Annotated in this window: 20 protein-coding genes; 8 read left to right on the top strand and 12 right to left on the bottom strand. The window is 69.0% G+C overall.

Going from position 1 to position 22,705, the window contains the following annotated elements; genetic code table 11:
* Positions 1-17: 17 nt before the first annotated feature.
* A complete protein-coding gene (locus EV652_RS27360) occupies positions 18-1,319 on the top strand; it encodes an ABC transporter substrate-binding protein (RefSeq protein WP_132212091.1) in 1,302 nt (433 codons plus the stop codon).
* 225 nt (positions 1,320-1,544) lie between these two features.
* Here EV652_RS27360 and EV652_RS27350 read toward each other — a convergent pair whose 3' ends face one another.
* Both EV652_RS27350 and EV652_RS27345 read right to left on the bottom strand, forming a co-directional pair.
* The gene (locus tag EV652_RS27350) at positions 1,545-2,219 is read right to left on the bottom strand and encodes an endonuclease/exonuclease/phosphatase family protein (protein ID WP_158441255.1); all 675 of its coding nucleotides are present in this window, start codon (positions 2,217-2,219) and stop codon (positions 1,545-1,547) included.
* Between the two features lie 17 nt (positions 2,220-2,236).
* Complete coding sequence (locus EV652_RS27345) at positions 2,237-2,902, bottom strand: histidine phosphatase family protein (RefSeq protein WP_132212088.1); 666 nt, start codon at positions 2,900-2,902, stop codon at positions 2,237-2,239.
* Positions 2,903-3,035: 133 nt separating this feature from the next.
* On the opposite strand from EV652_RS27345, the gene EV652_RS27340 reads away from it, so the two are divergent.
* The 3 genes from EV652_RS27340 (at position 3,036) to EV652_RS27330 (ending at position 7,378) form a co-directional block, all read left to right on the top strand.
* A complete protein-coding gene (locus tag EV652_RS27340) occupies positions 3,036-3,932 on the top strand; it encodes a MurR/RpiR family transcriptional regulator (RefSeq protein WP_158441254.1) in 897 nt (298 codons plus the stop codon).
* 216 nt (positions 3,933-4,148) lie between these two features.
* Positions 4,149-5,786 (top strand): alkaline phosphatase D family protein, encoded by a 1,638-nt coding sequence (locus EV652_RS27335; RefSeq protein WP_158441253.1) that lies wholly within the window; start codon positions 4,149-4,151, stop codon positions 5,784-5,786.
* A gap of 188 nt (positions 5,787-5,974) precedes the next feature.
* Positions 5,975-7,378, top strand: a complete 1,404-nt coding sequence (locus EV652_RS27330; RefSeq protein ID WP_242002042.1) for an alkaline phosphatase PhoX — start codon at positions 5,975-5,977, stop codon at positions 7,376-7,378.
* Positions 7,379-7,388: 10 nt separating this feature from the next.
* On the opposite strand, the gene EV652_RS27325 is transcribed toward EV652_RS27330, so the two are convergent.
* The 10 genes from EV652_RS27325 to EV652_RS27275 form a co-directional block, all read right to left on the bottom strand.
* On the bottom strand, positions 7,389-7,772 hold the full coding sequence (locus tag EV652_RS27325; RefSeq protein ID WP_132212084.1) for a YchJ family protein: 384 nt from the start codon (positions 7,770-7,772) through the stop codon (positions 7,389-7,391).
* A 74-nt stretch (positions 7,773-7,846) separates the two neighbouring features.
* Positions 7,847-9,097, bottom strand: a complete 1,251-nt coding sequence (locus tag EV652_RS27320) for an ATP-grasp domain-containing protein (protein WP_242002041.1) — start codon at positions 9,095-9,097, stop codon at positions 7,847-7,849.
* 12 nt (positions 9,098-9,109) lie between these two features.
* Positions 9,110-10,369 carry an MFS transporter gene (locus EV652_RS27315; RefSeq protein WP_132212083.1) on the bottom strand — a complete coding sequence of 420 codons (1,260 nt, stop codon included), beginning with the start codon at positions 10,367-10,369 and terminating at the stop codon, positions 9,110-9,112.
* Positions 10,366-11,595, bottom strand: a complete 1,230-nt coding sequence (locus EV652_RS27310; RefSeq protein WP_132212082.1) for an ATP-grasp domain-containing protein — start codon at positions 11,593-11,595, stop codon at positions 10,366-10,368. The genes EV652_RS27315 and EV652_RS27310 overlap by 4 nt, the downstream gene beginning before the upstream one ends.
* A 1-nt stretch (position 11,596) precedes the next feature.
* The gene (locus EV652_RS27305) at positions 11,597-11,971 is read right to left on the bottom strand and encodes an avidin-fold protein (protein ID WP_132212081.1); all 375 of its coding nucleotides are present in this window, start codon (positions 11,969-11,971) and stop codon (positions 11,597-11,599) included.
* Positions 11,968-14,322: an FAD-dependent oxidoreductase gene (locus tag EV652_RS44730; RefSeq protein ID WP_199238425.1), complete on the bottom strand. Its 2,355-nt coding sequence runs from the start codon at positions 14,320-14,322 to the stop codon at positions 11,968-11,970. Before EV652_RS44730 ends, EV652_RS27305 begins: the two co-directional genes overlap by 4 nt.
* Before the next feature lie 3 nt (positions 14,323-14,325).
* Positions 14,326-15,675 carry a class I tRNA ligase family protein gene (locus EV652_RS27290; RefSeq protein WP_132212080.1) on the bottom strand — a complete coding sequence of 450 codons (1,350 nt, stop codon included), beginning with the start codon at positions 15,673-15,675 and terminating at the stop codon, positions 14,326-14,328.
* The gene (locus tag EV652_RS27285; protein ID WP_132212079.1) at positions 15,668-16,021 is read right to left on the bottom strand and encodes a cupin domain-containing protein; all 354 of its coding nucleotides are present in this window, start codon (positions 16,019-16,021) and stop codon (positions 15,668-15,670) included. The genes EV652_RS27290 and EV652_RS27285 overlap by 8 nt, the downstream gene beginning before the upstream one ends.
* 304 nt (positions 16,022-16,325) lie before the next feature.
* Positions 16,326-16,736: a ferritin-like domain-containing protein gene (locus EV652_RS27280; RefSeq protein ID WP_132212078.1), complete on the bottom strand. Its 411-nt coding sequence runs from the start codon at positions 16,734-16,736 to the stop codon at positions 16,326-16,328.
* A complete protein-coding gene (locus EV652_RS27275; RefSeq protein WP_132212077.1) occupies positions 16,733-17,287 on the bottom strand; it encodes a cell division protein FtsK in 555 nt (184 codons plus the stop codon). Before EV652_RS27275 ends, EV652_RS27280 begins: the two co-directional genes overlap by 4 nt.
* A gap of 186 nt (positions 17,288-17,473) precedes the next feature.
* Between EV652_RS27275 and rimP the strand changes: the two genes are divergently transcribed.
* The 4 genes from rimP (at position 17,474) to infB (ending at position 22,658) form a co-directional block, all read left to right on the top strand.
* Positions 17,474-17,998: a ribosome maturation factor RimP gene (rimP, locus tag EV652_RS27270; RefSeq protein WP_132212076.1), complete on the top strand. Its 525-nt coding sequence runs from the start codon at positions 17,474-17,476 to the stop codon at positions 17,996-17,998.
* 1 nt (position 17,999) lies between these two features.
* The gene (gene nusA, locus EV652_RS27265; protein ID WP_132212075.1) at positions 18,000-18,992 is read left to right on the top strand and encodes a transcription termination factor NusA; all 993 of its coding nucleotides are present in this window, start codon (positions 18,000-18,002) and stop codon (positions 18,990-18,992) included.
* Positions 18,993-19,058: 66 nt separating this feature from the next.
* Positions 19,059-19,388: a YlxR family protein gene (locus EV652_RS27260; RefSeq protein ID WP_132212074.1), complete on the top strand. Its 330-nt coding sequence runs from the start codon at positions 19,059-19,061 to the stop codon at positions 19,386-19,388.
* Positions 19,389-19,523: 135 nt separating this feature from the next.
* A complete protein-coding gene (gene infB, locus EV652_RS27255; protein WP_132212073.1) occupies positions 19,524-22,658 on the top strand; it encodes a translation initiation factor IF-2 in 3,135 nt (1,044 codons plus the stop codon).
* Positions 22,659-22,705: the final 47 nt, after the last annotated feature.

Here is a 22,705-nt window from a genome sequence, read left to right as displayed (position 1 = left end):
CCGGAGAAGGAGTATCGATGAGCGTGCACAAGGGAATCGTCATCGCGCTGGTGGCGGCGATGGCCTTGGTCGCGGGGTGCCGCAACGACGCCCCGGAGACACAGGAGGCCGGCTCCGGCGTCAAGTTCGACGTCGGCGTCACCGCCGAGCCGTGCCCGGCCGCGGTCGACAAGGCCAAGGGCTGTATCTACCTCGGCTCGATCTCGGACCTGACCGAGGGTCCGTTCAAGGCCCTCGGCGTACCGATCACCGAGAGTCAGAAGGCGTTCTGGAAGCGGGTCAACGAGGCAGGCGGGATCGGGGCCTTCGAGGTCGACGCGACCAAGTACATCAAGGACAACAAGTACAACCCGCAGATCCACAACGAGGTGTACGCCGAGATCAAGCCCGACGTACTCGGTCTGGCCCAGACCCTCGGCTCACCGACCACGGCGGCGATCCTGGCCGATCTCAAGTCCAGCAACATGGTCGGCGTACCGGCGTCCTGGACGTCGGCCTGGGCGTTCGAGGACGTGATCCTGGAGTCGGGCACGAACTACTGCTTCGAGTCGATGAACTCGGTCGACTTCGCGGTCGAGACGCTCAAGCCGAAGACCGTCGCCGCGGTGCACTTCCCGGGCGACTACGGTGACGACGCCGCGGCCGGGACGAAGATCGCGGCCGAGGCCAACGGGCTGACGTTCACCGACATCCCGACCGCACCGGGCCAGGAGAACCAGGGTGCGGCGATCCAGAAGCTGGTCGCGGCCAAGCCGGATCTGGTCATCCTGACCACCGGCCCGACCGAGGCGGCGACGATCGTCGGCGGCGCGGCGCAGAACGGCTTCAAGGGACAGTTCATCGGCACCAGCCCGACCTGGAACCCGGCCCTGCTGAAGAGCCCGGCCGCGCCCGCGCTGACCGCGCTCTACCGTCAGTCCGGGCCATGGGCGCCGTACGGCACGGACACGCCCGGACACAAGGCGCTGGCCGAGTCGATCGACCAGGCGACCTTCAAGGCCGCGCCGAACGACGGCTACACGGCCGGCTGGGTCTGGTCGTACCCGCTGAAGGCCGCGCTGCAGAAGGCGGTCGAGTCCAAGGACCTCACCCGGGCCGGGCTGCTGTCCGCGGTGAAGTCGCTGCAGACCGTGGACTACGAAGGGATGCTGCCGGCCGAGGCGGGCCGATTCGACGGCGAGCCGAACGAGCGCGTCTTCCGGGCCAGCATCATCTCCAAGGTGGACCCGTCGGCCCCGACCGGTGTGAAGGTCGAACGTGACTTCTTCACCGGCAAGACGGCCAAGGCCCACGACTTCAGCAAGCCCTGCTACCAGTAGTTAGTTGAACCCCGAAGCTGCCCCGAACCGACAAATAGCGGGTTCGTGGTGACCCGAACACGCCCCGCGGTGCACGCTCATGCGCCGAGAGTGGACGTCAGAGGACCTGCTGGCCGTCGTGTCGATCTTCTCCTTCACCGGTGTGTGGGACGACTTCGTCTGGCCACTTGTCGTCTCCACTTCCGAGCGGCTCGGCGGCGTCGCCGCGGTCCGGCCCGGACGCCGTCAGGCGAAGGTCGCCGACACCGGGAAGTGGTCGGACACCGGCACGAGCTCCTCGCCCGCATGGACCTGACACGACCGGAGCCTGGGGGCGAGCGACCTGCTGGCGAAGATGAAGTCGAGGCGCCAGGTCGGGGCGTCGGTCGGATGGGTGAGTCCGTCCTGTCCCGGGTTCACCGTGTCGTAGCAGTCGACGAAGCCGTCGTCGAGGATCCGCGTGACCGGTGCGGACGGATTCGTCGTGTTGAAGTCGCCGACCAGGATGCGGGGGCGGTCGGGACGTGCCCGGACAACGTCGAGGAGCGCCTCGACCTCGATCAGACGGCGGATCTCCCGGTCCGGCCGGAGCAGCGGGGTCAGATGGGTGGCGAAGAGCTGGAGCGGCTGCCCGTCCCAGTCGATGTCGAGCTCGAGGAGGGTCTTCGAGAGTACCGGGTGCCGGTGGTTGTGATGGCTCAGGATCGGCCGGCGGGTGATCCAGGCGAGGTGGAACGGGGTGTTCGCGTGGCCGAAGACGATGTCGTACCCGAGCTCCCGCGCGAGCCATTCGGCGTTCGACCGGCTGTTGGCCTCGACGATCGCGGCGGCGTCGGGCTGCAGGTCCCGGAGGATGGCGGCGATGGCCTCGAGACGGCCGTGGCCGCCGTCCTGGATGTTGTACGCCACGATGCGCAGCACTGGTCGCTCCTTTGGGGTCACGGTCGGGCTCCGAACGAATGGAGGGTCCACTCGCCGTCCACGCCGGTGCGGATCTCGGTGAGTGATCCCGGTGCCGGTCGCACCCGCCCGATGGCGTTCGGCGCCGCTTCCAAGGTCAGATGGATGAGCGAGCGGATCACCACCGAGTGGGTCACGACGACCACGGTCTGCCCCGGATGGCCGGCGGCCACCCGGTCACGGGCCCGGGTCACCCGGCCGGCGAGCTGCGCGAGCGACTCCCCGCCGGGCGGCGCCGCACTCAGGACACGGAGCCACCGCGAGGCGGCCTCGGGGTACCGCTCCCGCATCTGGACGAAGGTGAGTCCCTCCCACCGCCCGAAGTCGCACTCGCGCCAGTCATCGTCCTCGTGGACCTCGACACCCAGCTCGGTCGCGATCACCTCGGCGGTCTGCAGGGTGCGGACCAGCGGCGACGCGACGACGGCCACCGCCCCGGAGGACGCCAGTGCCGCCGCCGCCCGCATCGCGTCCTGGCGGCCGGACCCGTTCAGGGGCGGGCCGGGAACACCGCCACCACTGCACATCTGGGCGTCGGTCATCGCGGTGTGACCGTGGCGCACCACGATGAGGCGCGTCGATGGCGCCGTCGCGGCCGCGTGGACGCCGGCGTCGCGGCTGGTGTCTTCTCGGGTCGTCTGCATCGGTGGTCTCCGGGTTCAGCCGTGCGGGGAGCCGCGAGCTCGAGTGAGCTCCGTCCGGCGTGCCGGTTCCGGGTGTTCGCGGCCGGAACCGTCGGGATGGTCTACGTTCGACGCGTGAGCGATGAGGACACCCATGACCGCTGAGCGCCATCAGGCGGCGCCCCGTGGCGCCGCGTTCCTGACCCACGTCCAGTCCGTCCTGGAGGGAATGCCGGAGGCACAGCAGCGCCTCGGCCGGTTCGCTGTCGAGCAGCCCATCACCGCCGCCCAGATGACGATCACGGAGCTGGCCGACCGCATCGGCACGTCAACGGCCACCGTGACGCGCTTCTGCCGTGCCCTCGGCCTGAACAGCTACTCCCAGCTGCGACTGGAGTTGGCCACCGCGGCTGAGGAACGGAGCCGGGCCGGACGCGACGGGCTCAGCGGCGACATCGGGGCCGACGACAGCATCGCCACGGTCATCGAGAAGATGACGGCCGCGTATGCCCAGATGATCGTCGAGTCGGGCCGGTTCCTCGACGCCGAGGATCTGGAGCGGGTCGCCCGGGCCATCCTCGCCTCGCGCCAGGTGCGCATCTTCGGCATGGGCGGCGGCGGCGCCGTGGCGCGGTACCTGCAGGGGAAGCTCCGGAGTCTCGGGGTCCCGGCGATTGCGTTCCGCGACCCGCGCGAGGCCGTCATCGACATGGCGAACGCCGCCGCGGGGGACGTCTTCCTCGTGATCTCGCAGAGCGGCGTCGCCGAGGATGCCGATCACGTGCTGGCCGAGGCCGTCGCCCGCGAAGCGCTGACGGTCGCGGTGACGAGTGATCCCGGGTCCTCGATCGGTCGCCGGGCCGACGTCGTGCTGCGCACCGTGGTGCGGGAGGAGACCCTCCGCACCGGCGTCCTGAGCACGCGTCATGTGGAGATGTGGCAGGCAGACTGCCTGTCGGCCGCGGTCCTGATGTGCCGCTACGACGAGTCCAGAACCGCACTGGCCCGGGTGAAAGAGGTGCTCGCCCGGGTGCCGCGGTCGGTTCGCTGAGCCGACCCGGCCGGCAGCACCGAGACCGGTGTTCAGAGGCTCGGTGAACGGCGATCTACCCATGGATGAAAATTAATACCTCGTTTGCTAGGGCTTTGTCGATAGTTATTGACTCTTGCGTCGCGCTCTGGGAGCGTGAACGCGCCGATCACGGTGGCTACGCGCCCAGTCGCCGCCCGCCGCACCCCCGGTACCGCTGCGAGAGAGAGGACGCCTGTGACTGACGAACTACAGGGCCCGGTGACGTTCATTCCGGCCGATCGACGAGCTAACGCGGCGACGCGGCGCCAGCTGTCCCGTCGGACGTTCATCGGAGCATCCTTGACCGTCGCCGGCGGGGCCGGCGTGGGCACTCTCATCGCCTCCTCGGCGACCGCCGCTCCACGCACCTCCGCCTCCGATCCGTACCCCTTCACGCTCGGTGTCGCCTCGGGGGAGCCGACGAGCACCGGGATAGTCCTGTGGACCCGCCTCGCGATCGACCCGATCGCCGAGGACGGCAGCGGCGGGATGCCGCAGCGCGCCTTCGAGGTGCAGTGGGAGCTGGCGGCGGACCCGCGGTTCAGCCGGGTCGTCCAGCGGGGAACCACCGCGGCGGAGCCGCGATGGGGGCACAGCGTCCACCTCGAGGTCGACGGACTCGAGCCCGCACGGGAGTACTGGTACCGCTTCCGCGCCTTCGGCCACGTCTCGCCCACGGCGCGGACGAGGACCCTGCCGCCGCCGAACAGCGACGAGCCCTGCCGGGCGATCACGGTGTCCTGCAGCCACTACGAGGGCGGCTACTTCGAGGCCTACCGGCACGCGGCCGAGGAGCGGCCGGACGTGGTCCTGGCGCTCGGCGACTACATCTACGAGGGTGCGGGCGTCGCCGGCCGCTTCCGGGTGCACCCCGGATCCACCTGCCTGACCCTCGGCGACTACCGCCGCCGTCACGCGCTGTACAAGGCCGAGCCGCAGACCCAGCAGCTGCACCACACCGCACCGTGGCTGGTCACGTGGGACGACCACGAGATCCAGGACAACTGGGCCGGGCTCTACCCCCGTGACGGGGTGCCGACCGATGCCTGGCGGCTCCGCCGGGCCGCCGCGATCCAGGCATACTGGGAGAACATGCCGCTGCGTCCGTCGGCGCTGCGCCCCGACGGCGAGCTCCAGCTGTTTCGCCGCTTCGACTGGGGTCGCACGGCCACGTTCCACGTGCTCGACACCCGGCAGTACCGCGACCTGCAGGCCCACAACGATGGCGGCCGCACCTGGTGGTTCGCCGACGGCCCCGTCCAGGCCGACCCGAGCCGGACCATCCTGGGGGACCGCCAGGAGTCCTGGCTGCTGAACGGGTTCCAGGGGCGGGCCGACGCCTGGCACCTGATGGCGCAGGGCGTCTTCTTCGCCAAGCGCGACAACACCGCCGGCCCGCAGACCATCGTCGGGTCGGACGGCTGGGACGGGTACCAGGCCGACCGCAACACGCTGGTCCAGGGCTGGCAGGACGCCGGCGTCGACAACGCGGTCGTGCTCACCGGCGACGTACACCTGCACTTCGCCAACGAGCTCAAGGCCGACTTCCGCGACCCGGACTCGGCGACGGTCGGGGTCGAGCTGGTGACGACCTCGGTATCGACCAACGGCGACGGCTCGGACACCGTCAACGGCGGCCCGACCGTTCTGGCGGAGAACCCGCACATCAAGTACATCCAGAACCGCCGCGGCTACGTGTCCATGTCGATCACGAAGCACGAGCTGACCGCCGATTTCAAGGTCCTGCAGTACGTCACCCGGCTCAACCAGCCGATCAGCACCGGCCGCCGGTACGTCGTCCCGGCCGGTGCGCCGCAGCTGATCCCCGCCTGACTGCCGTCCCGCCGAGCCAGGCGTCGTGAGGGCACGTCGGGCTCAGCGGAACTCGCCCAGCCAGGTACCCGCGGGTCGTTCGGATTCGCGGGTGCCTCGGCGCGCCGTTCGCCTTGTCGTCGTCGGTTGTTCACCGTACGTTCATCGTTGACCGGCAGACCTTTCCGCCCATGAGGAGGCCACACACCGTGTCCGTTGAACAGAATCCCCTGTCCCGGCGGCAGTTCGTCGCCCGAGCGGCCGCGGCCGGTGTCGCGGTCAGCGTCGCCGGCTCGGTCGAGGCGCTGTACACCGCCCAGCCCGCGCTCGGCACGTCCGGCCCGAAGATCGGGTACGGCCCACTGATCGAGGACCCGAACGGCATGCTCGACCTGCCGCGTGGGTTCAGCTACAAGATCCTGTCCCGCGAGGGCACCGTCCGTCCCGACGGCCTGAAGACGCCGAGCCGGTTCGACGGCATGGGCACCTTCTCGGACCGCGACGGCGGCGCGCGCCTGGTCCGCAACCACGAGTGCAGCCCGACCGCCACGATCAAGGTGGTCGCGCCACCGGAGCGCACCTACGACCCGGGCGCCGCCGGCGGCACCAGCACGCTGGTGGTGGACCGGCACAACAACGCCACCAAGGAGTTCGTCAGTCTCGGCGGTACGGCGATCAACTGCTCCGGCGGCATCACGCCGTGGCGCACCTGGCTGACCTGCGAGGAGACCGAGCTCAAGGCCGGCGACCCCGCCGGATACACCAAGGACCACGGCTTCATCTTCGAGGTCGACCCGTACGACGACCGCCGCAACGACAACCCGACCCCGCTGACCGCGATGGGCCGGTTCCAGCACGAGGCGGTGGCGATCGATCCGGCGACCGGGATCGTCTACGAGACCGAGGACGCGTTCATCGCGCCGCTCGGCGGGTTCTACCGGTTCCTCCCGAACCGTCCGCGCGGTGGATGGGGTTCGCTGAGGGCCGGTGGCGAACTGCAGGCCATGTACATCCCAGGCCTGCCTGACCTGTCCGTCGTCCAGGAAGCGGGCGCCGAGTTCGGCGGGGTGCAGTGGATCAAGGTGCCGGACCCGCTGGCGACGACGGTGTCGGTCCGCGCGCAGGACTACGGCAAGCCGATCACCGGCGGCTACAAGCTCGAGGGCTGCTGGTGGGGTACGCGGGACCGCTGCGTGTACTTCGTCTCGTCGTTCGCCCGGACCGAGCTCGGCCCGAAGGTCAACCACGATGGCCAGGTCTGGCGGTTCGACCCGCGGAAGAAGACGCTGCGCCTCGAGGTGATCTTCACCCGGCCGAGCCCGGGCTCGGACGACCCGGAGTTCGACGCCCCGGACAACATCACGATGTCGCCGTACGGCGGTCTGATGATGTGTGAGGACGGCCTCGGCGAGCAGCACATCCTCGGTACCACCGAGGACGGCGAGGTGTTCAAGTTCGCCCGCAACCGGGTGAACAACGGCACCCCGGAGGACCCGGAGTTCGGCGAGCTGGCCGGGGCCGGCTTCTCCGCCGACGGCCGGACGATGTTCTTCAACGTCTACACACCGGGTATCACCTACGCGATCACCGGACCCTGGCGCCGGAGGAGGTAGTCCCCAGGAGTCACAGCGCTGCGACGTACACCCACGCGCCGTTCTCGCGGACGAAGCGGCTGAGTTCCTGCTGGTGGCCTGGCCGGCCGTCGAGCTGGTAGTTGGCCCGGAACTCGACCGTGCCCTCGGTGTGGAACGGGCTGCCGTCGGTGGTGCTGAGAATCTCGAGGCCCGTCCAACGGATGTCCTGGTCCAGCTGCAGGTCGGCCGGACGGGTTGCGGCGGACCACGTGCGGAGGAGATAGGCCGCATCTCCGACGACGAAGGCCGAGTAGCGCGAGCGCATGAGTTGTTCCGCGGTGGTTGCCGAAGCGCGGCCTTCGTGGAGGCGGCCACAGCAGTCGGCGTAGGACGTGTCGAGCCCGCACGGGCAAGGGAGAGCGCGTTTGGCCATCTGCAGATTGTGACTGGACCCGGGCGGTGGTGGTCCGCCCGGGCCCCGGTCAGGGGGTCTCCGTCGGCTGTGCGTCAGCGGGTTTCGATGACGATCCCGGCCTCCATCTCCAGTACGCGGTGGTAGTCGGCGTCGAGGGTGGCCGGGTCGCTGTGGATCAGGATGACCCAGGCCAGGCAGGTGAAGAGGTCGACGGTCTCCGGTACGACGGCGTCCTCGTCGTACAGGATCTTCATCCATTGGAACGACTTCAGCGCGTCGATCCCGTCGAACACCTCACGGTTGCGGAAGTACCCCTCCCGCGGCGCGATGACGAAGATGCCGCGCAGGTGCTGGACCAGGTCGAACCCGTCCCGGACCTCACCGCGGACGCGATGGGCGACCGTCCGCTTGATGTGGTTGTCGCCGGTGGCCAGCTCGCTGACCATCTGGTGACCACCACCGGCAGGCCGGGCCGCGACCTCGATCAGTCGTGGGCCGTCCGGTGTCATCATCACCTCGACGTGACCACAGCCGATCCGGATGCCGACCGCGTCGAGCACCTGCTCGGTGTACGGCCACAGCGCCTGGACCTCCGGGTCGTCCTCGGCGAGGAAGTCGATCCGCCGGTAGATGCCGATCTTGTCGCCCCGGCCGACCTTCGTATAGCGGCACACGTCGACCAGCGCGTGCTTGCCGTCCACGCTGTACGTGTCGACCAGGTACTCGGTGCCCTCGGCGTACTCCTGGATCAGCACCGCGTCGTTGGTCAGCCCCATCTTGTTGGTCCGCCCGAGCACCCGGTCGAACCGCTCCCGCCAGTCGCCGTCCTCGAAGACGACGTACACCTCGTCACCCGCGGCGCTCTTCGGTGGCTTGATCACCAGCCGCCGGCCGAGCAGGTCGTTCTCCTTCAGCCACTTCTCCGCATCGGCCGGATCGGCGGTGCGGAACTGCCGTAGCCGCGGCACACCCGCGGCGGCCAGCGCTTGCGCCATCTCCCACTTGTCCCGCCGCGCCGACGCCAGCTCCGACACGTTCCCGGTGCCGGGCACCAGGAACTCGATCAGCTGGTCACACAGCTCGACCCCGCTCTCGGCACCCGGAATCAGGTACTCCGGCTCGTACTGCCGCAACTCCTCGGCGAGCGCCTGGACGTCGCCGGTGAAGTAGTGCACGTGCTCGAAGTCGCCCGGATGCCAGCTGGCCGTGTACGCCGGCGGCGGCTCCGCACCACTCAGTACGGCGACCGGCAGCCGACCGGCCTCGCGGAACGCAGCCGGGTATTCCTGTCCCGTGGACAGCGGATCCACGATGATCGTGTAGTTGCTCATGCCATGTTTCATGAACTCAGCCTCCTAGGAGCTCTGTGCCGGCTCCGCGGCCGTAGTCGGAGTTGTCGCTTCGGCGGTGGCGGGTTCCTCGGCCGGCCGCATGCCGAAGTAGGCGAGGACGACGCCGATCGCGCCGGCCAGCCCGCACCACACCCAGACCTGGGCGCTGGACTGGTTCCACACCCACACCCCGAGGAACGGGCCGAGTGCGGATCCGAGTCCGAACATCGCGTGCGCGGACCCGACGTACCGGCCGAGCAGCGGCTTCGGCGCGGCCATCCCCGGGTAGGCGAACATGGTCGGCCCGCCGATGATCTCGGCCAGCGTCCACAGCAGGGTGCCGATCACGAAGATCGCCAGCCCACCCGGCAAGGCGTAGAACGCGAGCCCGCCGCCGAGCAGCATGAACCCGGTCATCGCGACGATCCGGGCCGGACAGTTCTGCACCACCTTCGTCACCAGCAACTCGCAGGTGATGACGATGAAGCCGTTCAGCGCGACGACCGCGCTGAACCACCAGGTCGACAATCCGTCGGCCTTCATGTGCAGCGGCAGGACGGCCAGGTACTGCACGTAGATCGCCGCGTTGATGAACATGCACAGCAGGAACAGCACGTACTTGTAGTCCCGCAGTACGGCGACGTAGCCGCCTGCCGACGGTTGATCCGCAACCGTGTCCTCGACAACCTTGGCGGATCGCTTGGGCAGAGCAACGATCGCCACCGCCGCATACGCCAGGGCCGCGAGCGCCTCGCCGATGAACAGCAGGTTCCAGGACACCGCGACCAGGGCGGCACCGATCAGCGGTGCCGCGGTGGTCCCGAGATTCATCGCCAGCCGGTAGACCGCGAAGATCATCACCTGGCGGTTCTTCGGCGTCAGCTCGGTCAGCAGGGCTGCCGAGGCCGGACGGTAGAACTGTCCGACCGCACCGGCCAGCGCGACCACGACCACCACGGCCGTATAACTCGGCACGTAGGCGATCGCCAGCACGAAGCCGGCCATGCCGAACATGCTGATCATCACCGCGGCTCTCGGCCCGACCTTGTCCGACAGGGATCCGCCGATGATCAGGCCGATCACCGAACCACCGCCGTACACGCCGAGCGCCGTACCGGCCTGCACGGGGGTGAAGCCCTTCGAGGTGGTCAGGAACAGCACCAGGAAGACCTGGAGGAACCAGCCGAGCTTGTTCACGAAGACGCCGACCAGCAGCGCCTTCACCGGCACCGGGGCCTCCTTGATGGTTGCCCAGATGCCAGTGCTCTCGTCATTGGTCGTCATTTCGGGTGTCCCGCCCACCGCAACGCCTTCTCCGCGGCGTCCAATCCGGCCCGGCACTCGGCGATCGAACCGGCGACCGCGGTCGCATAGGCGATCCGGCCCCAGAGCGTCCCGGCCGGCGGCGGGCTGGTGGTCTGCCCGGCCTCCATCAGCGGCACCAGTTGGTCGATGGACTCCGGCAGAATGTCCGCGTCGAACTCGACCGAGTCGAGCACGGTGTCGTTCTCGTCCACGTAGAAGAACCGGACACCGCCGACCGCCTTGCGGTTCGGCACCAGCTCCGGTGCACGGCCGCAGGCAACCGCGGCCGCGGCCAGCCCCGGGTCGACTCCGGTCGCCTGCAGACCGAGGTACGGGATCAGGTCGCCGCCGATCCGGGCGTTGATCTCGATCACCTTCGGGCCGTCGGCCGTCATCATGATCTCGGTGTGCGTGACGCCGTCGGTGAACGCGATCGCCTTGTGCGCGTCGACCAGCACCTGCATCAGCTGGTCGTCGGCGAGCAACGGGTCCGCCGCGTCGACGAAGTGGCCGACCTCCTCGGCGTACGGCGGGTAGCCGAGCTCCTTGCGGGCGAGGCAGAACGGTGTCACCTGACCCTGGAACACGGCCGCGTCGATACTGATCTCGTAGCCGTCGGCGAACTCCTCGACCAGTACCTTCACGTCGTAGTGCGGTGCTTCGGGCACGGTCGTGTCGTGCGCGAAGTCCCAGTTCTCCCGCAGTTCCTCCGGTGAGTTCACCTTCACCACACCGAGGCTCGCGGCGAGCGCACGTGGTTTGAGAATGCGCGGGTAGCCCACGTCCACGGCGAGGGCTTCGTCGACGGTGTTCACGAGGACCGACCTCGGCTGTGGGACCCCGTGCTCGGCGAGCGCCGTACGGGTGAGGTGCTTGTCGCGGCATCGGTTCACCATCGCGATGTCACCGCCGGGCAGGCCCAGCGCCTCGGCAACGTGGGCGGTCTGCAGGATCCGGGCCTCGTCCCAGCACAACACCCCGTCGATCGACTCCTTGTCGTGCAGCTCGTGCGCGGCGGCGACCAGGGCGTCGGCGTCGAGGGTGCTCTCCAGCACGGTCCAGTCCTCGAGGTAGTCCTGTTCCCAGGTCGGTTCGCTGTGCAGGAACATGTGGATCCGGTACTGCGGTGCGATCGACCGCAGGATGTACTCGCGGAACAGCCGCATGCCGGTGGCGACCACCAGCAGGTGAGATCTGTCGGTCATCTCATGCCTCCCTGACCGGTGCGGGGATCTGCCGGATGTGGCTGGTCCCGGTGGTGCCGTCGCTGCGACGGAAGTGGTCGGTGATCCGGATGTTGCCCTGAGCATCGAACTCGGGGACGCTGTGGCACTCGCCGCTGATCAGCTCGCCGGTCGCGCCGATCAGGCAGTACGCCGCGTCGAACGAACCGTCCGGCCGCAGATGCCCGACCAGCCGGCCACTGCGCAACGCGCCGCCGGCGTAGAACTCTGCCCAGATCAGGTCGTCCTCGCGGTGATACTGCCCGTACGGCGCACCGGCCGCCGGGTCCTCGACCTCGAGCCGGAACCACGCACCGTCGACGTCCGGAGCCAGCGGCTCCTGGGCTGCCGCGGTCACCACTGCACCGCGCAGAGCTCGTCGGTGATCGGGTAGATCTCCCGGTCGAACATGGAGTTCAGCACGATCGCGGCCCGGACCGGCAGCTGGGTCAGCCCGGCGTTGGTCAGACCGTGGCTGTAGCGGTTGGCGTTGAACGTGTAGATCTTGTGCCCGTTCATGCCCTTCCAGCGCACCGAGTAGTCCGGTTCGACCAGCAACTGCCCGTCGTCGTCGAACTCGATCCGCTCCCGCAAGTCGTCGTCGAACGGTGCCTCCACGTGCTCCCGTCCGCCGGCGACCACGACCTGGCGTACGTCGTGCTCCTCCGGCGTGGTGGGCGTCGTACAGCACAACCGGATGCCGCCGTCAGGCATCGGTGCGGACGCTCGTACGTCGCGGCCCGGCAGCAGCGTGACCGGGAAGCGGCCGAGCGACAGGAAGCCGTCGTAGTTCGACTGGTACAGCGCCCGCAGTCCGCCCGGCGTGATGGCGTCGCCGCTGTAGCGGGAGTCGTCGATCATCTCCCGGCGCTTGCCGCGGTTCAGGCCCTGCAGGAACTCGATGTGTGACGGCCGGTAGAGCTCGTTGGCCATGGGCGAGTCGTCGATACTGCGGAACCACTGGTTCCGGCCCAGCCATCGGATGTCGGTGAAGCCGGATCCGAGCAGCCGCAGGACACACTCGAGGCCGGTCTGACCGCTGCCGACGACAGCTGTCGGCGCGGCCTTGTCCAATGCGGGAATCCGGTCGGCGAGATCGTCGGCGATGAAGGCTCGCTCGGCCGGCAGGCCGCGGAGGTACTCCGGCCGGACCGGGCGGGTGCCGAGCCCGAGCACGAGGTGCTCCGAGACAGCCGTCGGTACGCCGTCGACGGTGACCTCGAACCCGTCGTCGGTGATCGAGATCGTCTGCACCCGAGAGCCGAAGTTCACCACGCCGAGCCGCTCGGTGGCCCAGGCCAGGTAGCGCTCGTACTCGATCCGGGGGAGCGAGTCGAACTGGGAGTTGATCAGCGCATAGAGCCGCCCGGAGGTGACCAGGTAGTTCAGGAACGTCAACTCGTGCCGGGGGTCGACCAGCGAGACCAGGTCCTTCATCCAGCCGGTCTGCATCCGGACGCCCGGGTAGAGCAGGGGAGTGTGCCAGCCACTGCCCGGACGGGCGTCGAACAGGGCCAGCCTCTCGGTGGTGACGTTCTTGTACAGGGCTGCCAACGACAGGTTGGAGGGCCCGGCCCCGATACCGATGGTGTGGTACCGGGGCGTTGTTCGCCTGCTGCCTGGTTCTGTGATGGTCATGCGCTGGTTCTCCGTCCGCGAAGTGGTGGTGCGCGTCTCACCAGTGACGAGCAGGTCGCTCGCAGCCGCCCGGCTAGCGGCCAGCGCGGTTTTCACGCTGCCGCCGGACCCACCGGTGAAGGTGAAGAGCCGATGTGTGCTGCCGAGCACCGACCACAGGGTCAGTACCGGCGGATCGGCATAACAGTCGGCGTTGCTGACCAGGTGGTCGGGCGCCGACAGCTTGAGGTGTGGCAGCCGCTCGCCGGCGATCCGGACGGCCTGCGCGGCCAGGTCCGGGATCGGGCTGCTGCTGCCTGGTGGGACGGCCCAGCGGTGCGTGTCCACGCCGAGCAGCAACCTGCCGTCGGCTGTGGGCCGCCCGAACAGGTCGTTGGTCTCGTCCACGAACATGGTCGGCAAAGCTCCGTCCACCGTGTAGGTGGCGACCTGGATCGCCTTGGTCCGGTACGGCTCGGCCGGCAACGCGCTGCCCGTGAGTAGGCCGGGCGTCCATGGGCCTGCAGCCACCACGACGACGTCGTACCGCTGGCTCAGGCCGGGGAGACGACAGCTCACGGAGCCGTCCGGGTGTGGGACGAGCCGCAGTACCGGCCCATCGAGTACTCGGCTCCTGGGACCGGCAGCGAGTTGCCGGATCACCGCCGTACGGAGCTGATCCGGCCTGATGAAGCCGGCGCGTTTCTCGCAGACGCCGACCGTGCCCTCGGGTAGTCCGTGCCAGCCCCGGCGGCGGAGCTCGTCGCGATCGAGGATCTCGGTCGAGCCCGGGTGCGCGTGCTCGACCTCTGCGACCGCCCTTTCGAGTCCGGCGTACGACGGCAAGAGGTAGGTGCACCCGGTTTCGGTGTAACCGGCCTCTTCCTGGAGGCTTTGGAACAACTCGGTGAGGCTCTCGATCGCCAGGCGGCGTTGGACCGGGTGGGTCTCGAACCCTCGTACGCCGCCGCCCGATGCCGCGGTCGCATCCGTCCCGGGCGGACCGGTCACCAGGTCGACCTCGACGCTCTCACTCAGGCGCCAGGCAAGCAGCGTGCCGGCGATACCGGCCCCGATCACGCAGACTCGCATGGTCTACTCGCTCCCGGTCAGAGCGGCCCGGAGCGATCCGGTGTCGTGGACGCCACCGGCCAGCAGGGTGAGCAGGCTGCGGACCGCCAGTGGCAGGTCGAACCCGCTCGGCCGGAGTGCGCTCTCACCGCGGGCGCGCTCGATCGCGGCCAGCGCCGGATCGAGTGGTTCGGAAACCCTGTGCACCCCGGCCAGCAATGGTTCGACCCGGTCCGCGAACGCACGGAAAGAATTGAAGGTGAAATCACTGCGGTAGCGATCGGGCCGATCCCAGGCCAGAAACAAACGAACGATTGACGGATCTGAGGTGCGCAGTAATTCCGTCGCGGTGATTCCATGATTCCGGCTGGTGGAGAATTTCTCGCCGTCGAATGTGTAGAACTCGTTGACCACGAGCCCGGCCAACGGGAGCCGGGCGACGCCGGCTGCGGCCCAGACGGCAGGCCAGTAGAGCGCGTACCAGAACGCGTTGTCGAGACCGAGGAAATGCCACAAGTGGTCTACTCGGTCGAGTGCGGCCAGGTACCCGGTCGCGTCGTCGGCATCGGGGTCGACTGCACGCGCGACGCCGTACAGGTCGGACAGCGCGATCTCCGTGTACGGGCCGATCCGCAGGCCGGTGAGTGGGCCGTCGCCCTCGATACCCCAGTTGGTCGGGTAGGCGAGGGCGATCTCCGGCAGGCCGGCCCGCAGGGTGCGGTCGATCAGGTCCCGGACGGCCGGTGGCAGGTCGGCTCGCAACCACGTCGCGATCAGGGTTTCGCGGTGGTTCTCCATCCGCAGTACCGGCACTGTTGCCGTGAACGGACGGGGTTCGCCGCCGCAGCGGCCGCAGACCGGATCGACCATGGTGTCGACCTGCGTGAAGCTCCCGCATTGCTCGCAGGCGCCGCCGGCCGCGGATGCCTTGCACTCGCCACAGAGCCCGCTGAGGTAGGACTCGTGCAGGGTCCGGCCGCAGTCTGCGCAAGCATGCAAGGTGACCTCGCGCAGTGGTGCGGCGCCGGTGCTCACGAGGTGGTTCATCAACTGTCGGATGATCGGCGTGTGCTCCTCACCGAGCGGGTCGGTGAAGTAGTCGAAGCCAATCCGGGCCAGGCCGTACGTGTCCTTGATGTCATCGCGGAAGTCGGCCGTCATCGCGCCGACCTCGAGGCCTTCGCGCTCGGCCCGGGTCAGGACGTAGTTCTGGTGCACGTCCAGGCCGGTGGTGACCACGACGCGCTCGCCGCGGGCGCGTGCAGCCCGGGCGGCGATGTCGGCGGCCAGGTAAGGACCGGAGAGATGACCGACGTGTAGTGGGCCGTTGATGGTCGGCTGCGGGAACGTGAAGACGGTGACCGGATCAGTCATGGCCGGCCGCCTCGGCCAGCGGCATCCAGTACGCGCTGAAGATGGTCAGCGGTACCTCGGCCGAGCGGTTCTGTACGACGTGTGCCTCGGTGCTGCTGAGCAGGAACGCGGCGCCCTGCTGAACCTCATGCTCCTCGTTGCCGACCAGGACGTGCGCGGTGCCCGCGACGACCACCGACAACTCCAGCTCGGGGTGCTGGTCGACCGGGCTCTCCGAGCCTGGCGGAACGCTGTACCACATCGCTTGGAACGGCAGATCCCGCTCCAGTGCGTACTGCTCCCAGCGGACCACTCGGATGTCTTTCACGTACTGGTCGTCGCCGGTGCTCAGATCGAATGTGCGCATGCTTCGCCACCCTCCGTAGCCGACGCAAGGCGCGGCTCAAGAAGTGAATAAGAGCGGAATGAAGGTACGGAACACAGACGCTTAAGTCAGCCTTGGATCGAGCACGACCATCGCCACCAACGCGGTCGTGCTGAGCTCATTGAAGTGCGGCCGGCGACCCCCCAGTCTCCGTGGCGAAAATATAGGGAAAGTAGCGCTACGAGTAAAGGGAATACGCCACGAATTTCCGGCCGATCCACAACTGGACAGGAGGTTATTCGTTAGAGACGACTCTCCACATCGCTAGGTGATCGAGCGATTACGCTCAGACGTCACCGGGGAACGCGACCGGAGCCCCACCCCAGGCGAGCTGGGCGCTCGCACTCGCCAGCAGACTCTGGATCGCGAGCGCACGGACCGCCGGCTGCTCGGCCGCCTCGACCAGATCGCCGTACACGGCTGCCAGTCGTCGCTCGATCAGCAGGACCAGCGCCGAAGCGGTCGCCGCGTTCGTCACTACCTGCGGCAGGTCGTACGCCGCTTCCGCGGCAACCGGGGTCTCGCCGGCCGCGACGACCAAGCGGGTCAGCCGGTCGCGGTTGCTGCGGTGCAGCTCGTACATGTCCGTCGCCGCGCGGAAGCGGGCGCCGCTGAGCTTGCCGCCGGCAACGCCCACGCCGTACATGGCTGCGTGCTCACCGGCGAGCGCCGCCTGGAGCGCCTCAACCTCGGTCACTCGGACTCCGCCTTCTTCTTGGGGGTCAGCGTGGTGGCCAGCTGAGTCTCGGCCGCGGCGATCATCGCGAGCAGGCGAGCGGCTTGCCCGGAGACCTTGGCTGCTGCGGCGGCATGGGCGATGGCTGCGGCCTTCTCGCGCTTCGCCAGGTCGGTCAGCGCGGCTGACGACGTACTCGGGAGCGCTGGGAGCTTGCCGGGCGCGGGCGGTTGCACGCCGGCGGTTTCCTTCAGCCGGGCCAGGTGGCTGGCGTGGTACTTCGCCCCGGCCGCGAGCTGGGTGCGCAGAGCGGGGAACTTCTGACTGACGCTGGTGTACCGGAGCGACAATTGAGTTACCTGGGCGGCCGCCGTACTGAGTGCCGCGACGATCACCGGGTCGGTGCTGGGCGTCTCCTCGGCGGGCTGGCCCGACTTCGAGTTCTTCGCGGCTCCCGGCGTACCGGAACCGCTCGAGTTGTCGTCGCAGCCGGTCAGCACGACGGCGCCCGACGCGAGGGCAGCGGTCGTCAGCGCGGCACGGCGCGACAGGCGGAGGGGTTCGTTCGGCACGGCGGAACGATACCCGGCGAAGGAGGTGACGAGCGGGTGGCCGGTCCGGTGACGAGCCGGTGACCGGCCTGGGACGAGGCGGTGACGTGAACACCGTCGCGGGCCGGATATGGTGGGCTACTGCCCTCGGTCGGATCGCCGGGTGGTGGAACGGGTGCACAACTGGAGAGAGAGGCAGGTCTACCTGTGAGCCGAAGGACTGACCACACGGACACCTCGAGCCTCGAGAACTTCCTGCGGCCGATCGTCAAGCAGTTCGGCTGCGACCTGGAGGCCGTCGACATCGCGCCGGCGGGCCGCCGACGGTTGCTGCGCGTGCTCGTCGATCGCGACGGCGGGATCAACCTGGACGACGTCGCCGACGTCACCCGGGCGATCTCCAAGGCACTCGATGCCGACGACATCATGGGCGACGGCGCCTACACGCTGGAGGTCTCCAGCCCCGGCGTCGATCGGCCGCTCACCCTGCCCCGGCACTGGCGCCGCAACGTCACCCGGCTGGTCGCGGTCACGCTGACCGCCGGCGAGAAGGTGACCGGCCGGATCAAGTCCGCCTCCGAGGAGGCGGCCGAACTGGACGTCGACGGCAAGCTGCGGACCATTCCGTACGCCGACGTGGCCAAGGCCAAGGTCCAGATCGAGTTCAACCGGGCTGCCGGCAACGACGAAGCTGCCCCAGAAGCTGCTGGCGGCACGGTGGAGGAGAACTGACATGGACATCGACATGGCCGTCCTGCGGTCGCTGGAGCGGGAGAAGGACATCGCTCTCGACGTCGTCGTCGAGGCGATCGAGCAGGCGCTGCTGGTGGCGTACCACCGCACCGAGGGTGCCCAGCAGCACGCCCGGGCCGAGCTGGACCGCAAGACCGGGCACGTCACCGTGTTCGCGCGGGAGTTCGCCGAGGACGGCACGCTGGCCCGCGAGTACGACGACACGCCGCACGACTTCGGCCGGATCGCCGCCACCACGGCCAAGCAGATCATCCTGCAGCGGCTGCGTGACGCCGAGGACGAGGTCCGGTACGGCGAGTTCTCCGGCAAGGAAGGCGACATCGTCTCGGGCATCGTTCAGCAGGGCCGCGACCCACGCTCGGTGATGGTCGACCTCGGCAAGATCGAGGCGGTGCTGCCGGCTCCGGAGCAGGTGCCGGGGGAGAAGTACGAGCACGGCTCCCGGCTGCGGGTCTACGTCGTCGGTGTCCGCAAGGGCTTCAAGGGCCCGCAGATCACCGTCAGCCGGACCCACCCGAACCTGGTGAAGAAGCTGTTCGCGCTCGAGGTGCCGGAGATCGCCGACGGCACGGTCGAGATTACCGCGATCGCGCGTGAGGCGGGTCACCGCACCAAGATCGCCGTCCGGACACTGAATCCGTCGGTGAACGGCAAGGGTGCGTGCATCGGGCCGATGGGGCAGCGGGTGCGCAACATCATGCACGAGCTGCACGGCGAGAAGATCGACATCATCGACCACAGCGACGACCCGGCCACCTTCGTCGGGAATGCGCTGTCCCCGGCGCAGGTTACGTCTGTTGAGGTCGTCGATGCCGCGGCTCGCGCCGCGCGGGTCGTCGTACCCGACTATCAGCTCTCGCTCGCGATCGGCAAGGAGGGGCAGAACGCCCGCCTCGCCGCCCGGCTCACCGGCTGGCGGATCGACATCCGGCCGGACACCGATGTGACTCGTGAGGACGAGAAGGTAGACTGATCTCTCGGTCGGTCGACTGAGTCGCAACCACACCCTGAGGATCACGTGACAGTGACGGTGACTGTGATGGATCCGGGGCGCCCTGGTAAGCCCAGAGAGCGCACCTGCATCGGGTGCCGGAAGCGGTCCAGTCCGGTTGATCTGCTGCGGATGACGGTGTCCGGAGGACTTGTCCTCCCGGATCCCGATCATCGGGCGCCTGGCCGTGGGGCGCATCTGCACCCGGTGGCCGAGTGCCTCGACCTCGCCGAGCGACGTAAGGCGTTCCCGCGGGCCTTCAGGGTCCCCGGTCCGCTTGACCTGAAGCTGGTGCGGGAACATGTTGCGCAGCGCAGTGAAGGAAGTACCGCAGTTGAAGTAACCAAGGCGGCCACCCGGCCGCCCGCAACGGTCTAACGGGACCGTCGCGACGACATGAAGGCGGGTCATCGACTCATGACCACTCGATGAGTGTCTACCGATGAGTGCAATGCGATGAGCATGTACGTCAACTAACGGTCCGCGCCCCAGGCTCGGACCAGAGGGAGAGTAGTGGCAAAGGTCCGGGTCTACGAGCTCGCGAAGGAGCTCGGAGTTACCAGCAAGGTCGTTCTGACCAGACTGAACGACATGGGCGAGTTCGTCCGATCGGCATCCTCGACGATCGAGGCACCAGTAGTCCGTAGGTTGGCGGAAGAGTTCGAGAAGAACCCGCCGAAGAAGCGCGCGGCCAAGAAGGCCGCCGCCAGCACGTCTGCCGCGCCGCAGGCGACCGCACCGGTCGCGCCTGCCGAGCCGGCGAAGAAGGCCGCACCCGCGGCCCCGGCCGAGCGTCCCGCGCCGGCCGCCGAGCCGACCCCGGCTCCGGTCGCCGCCGAACCGACGGTGACCGAGAAGTCCGCTCCGGCGGCCTCGCCGGCGTCCCCGGTGAAGCCGGGTCCGCGGCCTGGCCCGAAGCCGGGTCCGCGGCAGGAGCCCGCACCGCAGGCTCCGGCCGAGGCCCCTGCGGCCGCCCCGGAGCCCTCGTTCGAGGCTCCGGCGGCGAAGGCTGCACCCGAGGCGGCCGCACCGGCTGCCCCGGCTGCTCCGGCCGAGCGCAAGGCTCCGGCGACACCGTCGCGCCCCGCGCCCAGCCCGGGCCAGCAGCGTCCGGCTGCCGACGGTGGTTCGGCTCGTCCGGCCACTCCGCGTCCGGGTGCGACCCCGCGTCCGGGTGGCGCACCCCGTCCCGGCGCTCCGCGTCCGGGTGGTGCACCGCGTCCGGGTGGTCAGGGCGGTCAAGGCGGTGGCCCCCGTCCGGGTGCTCCGCGTCCGGGGAACAACCCGTTCAGCTCGACCCAGGGAATGCAGCGCGGTGGCGCTCGTCCGGGTCCGGGTGGTCAGGGTGGTTCCGGTCAGGGTGCGAGCCCGGCCGGCATGCCGCCGCGTCCGCCGCAGGCCCGTAGTGACGGCCGTGGCGGCAACGACCGTCCGCGTCCGTCGGGTGTGCCCGGTGCGCCGCGGCCCAACCCGGCGATGATGCCGAAGTCCTCGGCCGGTACGTTCACCGGTCGTCCGTCCGGTCCGGGCGGCGGCGGTGGGGGTGGCGGCGGCGGTGGCCGTGGCCGTCCCGGCGGCGGTTCGGGTGGACCGGGTGCCGGCGCGCGTCCAGGTGGCGGTGGCGGTGGCGGCGGCTTCCGTCCGGGTGGCGGTGGCGGCCCGAGCGGCCCGCCCGGTGGCGGCGGTGGCCGTCCGGGTCCGGGTAACCGCGGTCGTGGTGGGACACAGGGTGCCTTCGGGCGTCCGGGTGGTCCGGCCCGCCGTGGCCGCAAGTCGAAGCGGGCGAAGCGCCAGGAGTTCGACAACATGCAGGCGCCGGCAGTCGGCGGCGTTCGCGTCAAGCACGGTGACGGCGAGGTCGTGCGCCTTGCCCGCGGTGCGTCGCTGACGGACTTCGCCGAGAAGGTCGGAGTCGACCCGGCGTCGCTGGTGCAGGTGCTGTTCCACCTCGGTGAGATGGTGACCGCGACCCAGTCGGTCAACGAGGAGACCCTGCAGCTGCTCGCCACCGAGCTGAACTACGACGTCCAGATCGTGTCCCCGGAGGACGAGGACCGCGAGCTGCTGCAGTCGTTCGACATCGACTTCGGGTCCGACGAGGGCGGCGAGGACGACCTGGTCAAGCGGCCGCCGGTGGTGACCGTGATGGGTCACGTCGACCACGGTAAGACCAAGCTTCTGGACGCGGTCCGCGAAGCGAACGTGGTCGCCAAGGAAGCCGGTGGCATCACCCAGCACATCGGTGCGTACCAGGTGACGACCGAGGTCGACGGCGAGCAGCGGGCCATCACCTTCGTCGACACCCCGGGTCACGAGGCGTTCACCGCCATGCGTGCCCGTGGTGCGCAGGCCACCGACATCGTCATCCTGGTGGTCGCGGCCGACGACGGCGTGATGCCGCAGACGATCGAGGCGCTGAACCACGCCCGGGCGGCGAACGTCCCGATCGTGGTCGCGGTGAACAAGATCGACGTCCCGAGTGCGGACCCGGCCAAGGTGCGCGGTCAGCTGACCGAGTACGGCCTGGTTCCCGAGGAGTACGGCGGCGACACCATGTTCGTCGACGTGTCGGCGAAGTCCCGGATCAACATCGACGGGCTGCTCGAGAGCGTCGTACTGACCGCGGACGCGGCACTCGACCTGCGGGCCAACCCGAACATGCCGGCCCAGGGCATCGCGATCGAGGCCAACCTCGACAAGGGCCGTGGTCCGGTGGCGACCGTGCTGGTGCAGCGCGGCACGCTCCGGGTCGGCGACTCGATGGTGGCGGGTCCGGCGTACGGCCGGGTCCGGGCCATGCTCGACGAGCACGGCGACCCCGTCGAGGAGGCGACTCCGTCGCGTCCGGTGCTGGTGCTCGGTCTGACCGCCGTACCAGGTGCGGGTGACAAGTTCTTGGTGGTCGACGACGACCGGAGAGCACGGCAGATCGCGGAGAAGCGGGAAGCCCGTGCCCGTGCGGCGGCCAACGCCAAGCGTCGTGCGCGCCGGACCCTCGAGGACTTCATGGCCTCGATGGAGAAGGGCGAGACGCAGGAGCTGCTGCTCATCCTCAAGGGCGACGTGTCCGGTTCGGTCGAGGCACTGGAAGACGCCTTGGTCCGGATCGAGGTCGGCGACGAGGTCAACCTCCGCGTCATCGACCGCGGTGTCGGTGCGATCAACGAGAACGACGTCAACCTGGCCATCGCGTCGAACGCCGTCATCATCGGCTTCAACGTGCGGCCGGCGGGCAAGGCCGGTGACGTGGCCGAGCGCGAGGGCGTGGATGTCCGGTACTACTCGGTCATCTACTCGGCGATCGACGACATCGAGGCCGCCCTGAAGGGCATGCTCAAGCCGATCTACGAGGAGGCCACCCTCGGCCAGGCGGAGATCCGGGAGATCTTCCGCTCCTCGAAGGTGGGCAACATCGCCGGTTGCTGGGTGACCAGTGGCGTCATCCGGCGCAACGCCAAGGTCCGGTTGATCCGGGACGGCGCGGTGGTGGTCGACAACACCGAGCTCTCGTCGCTGAAGAGGTTCAAGGACGACGCATCCGAGGTCCGCGAGGGCTTCGAGTGTGGTCTGACCGTGAACGGCTACAACGACATCAAGATCGGTGACATCGTCGAGTCGTTCGAGCTGCGCGAGAAGCCGCGCAACTGACAGCAGTCGGTGCCCAGGTCCTCTGGGTACCGGAGTAACGTCCGGGG

Origin of the sequence: Kribbella steppae (assembly GCF_004342025.1) — a bacterium.
In the GTDB taxonomy this organism is placed as follows: Bacteria; Actinomycetota; Actinomycetes; order Propionibacteriales; family Kribbellaceae; genus Kribbella; species Kribbella steppae.
This window is presented reverse-complemented; position numbering and strand designations above follow the sequence as displayed.

Bases quoted from the DNA above. Each gene is read 5' to 3' on its own strand.
- EV652_RS27360 (WP_132212091.1), top strand. From the start codon at position 18: ATGAGCGTGCACAAGGGAATCGTCATCGCGCTGGTGGCGGCGATGGCC.
- EV652_RS27345 (WP_132212088.1), bottom strand. From the start codon at position 2,902: ATGCAGACGACCCGAGAAGACACCAGCCGCGACGCCGGCGTCCACGCG.
- EV652_RS27340 (WP_158441254.1), top strand. From the start codon at position 3,036: ATGACCGCTGAGCGCCATCAGGCGGCGCCCCGTGGCGCCGCGTTCCTG.
- EV652_RS27325 (WP_132212084.1), bottom strand. From the start codon at position 7,772: ATGGCCAAACGCGCTCTCCCTTGCCCGTGCGGGCTCGACACGTCCTAC.
- EV652_RS27320 (WP_242002041.1), bottom strand. From the start codon at position 9,097: ATGAAACATGGCATGAGCAACTACACGATCATCGTGGATCCGCTGTCC.
- EV652_RS27315 (WP_132212083.1), bottom strand. From the start codon at position 10,369: ATGACGACCAATGACGAGAGCACTGGCATCTGGGCAACCATCAAGGAG.
- EV652_RS27310 (WP_132212082.1), bottom strand. From the start codon at position 11,595: ATGACCGACAGATCTCACCTGCTGGTGGTCGCCACCGGCATGCGGCTG.
- EV652_RS44730 (WP_199238425.1), bottom strand. From the start codon at position 14,322: ATGCGAGTCTGCGTGATCGGGGCCGGTATCGCCGGCACGCTGCTTGCC.
- EV652_RS27290 (WP_132212080.1), bottom strand. From the start codon at position 15,675: ATGACTGATCCGGTCACCGTCTTCACGTTCCCGCAGCCGACCATCAAC.
- EV652_RS27285 (WP_132212079.1), bottom strand. From the start codon at position 16,021: ATGCGCACATTCGATCTGAGCACCGGCGACGACCAGTACGTGAAAGAC.
- nusA (WP_132212075.1), top strand. From the start codon at position 18,000: ATGGACATCGACATGGCCGTCCTGCGGTCGCTGGAGCGGGAGAAGGAC.
- EV652_RS27260 (WP_132212074.1), top strand. From the start codon at position 19,059: ATGGATCCGGGGCGCCCTGGTAAGCCCAGAGAGCGCACCTGCATCGGG.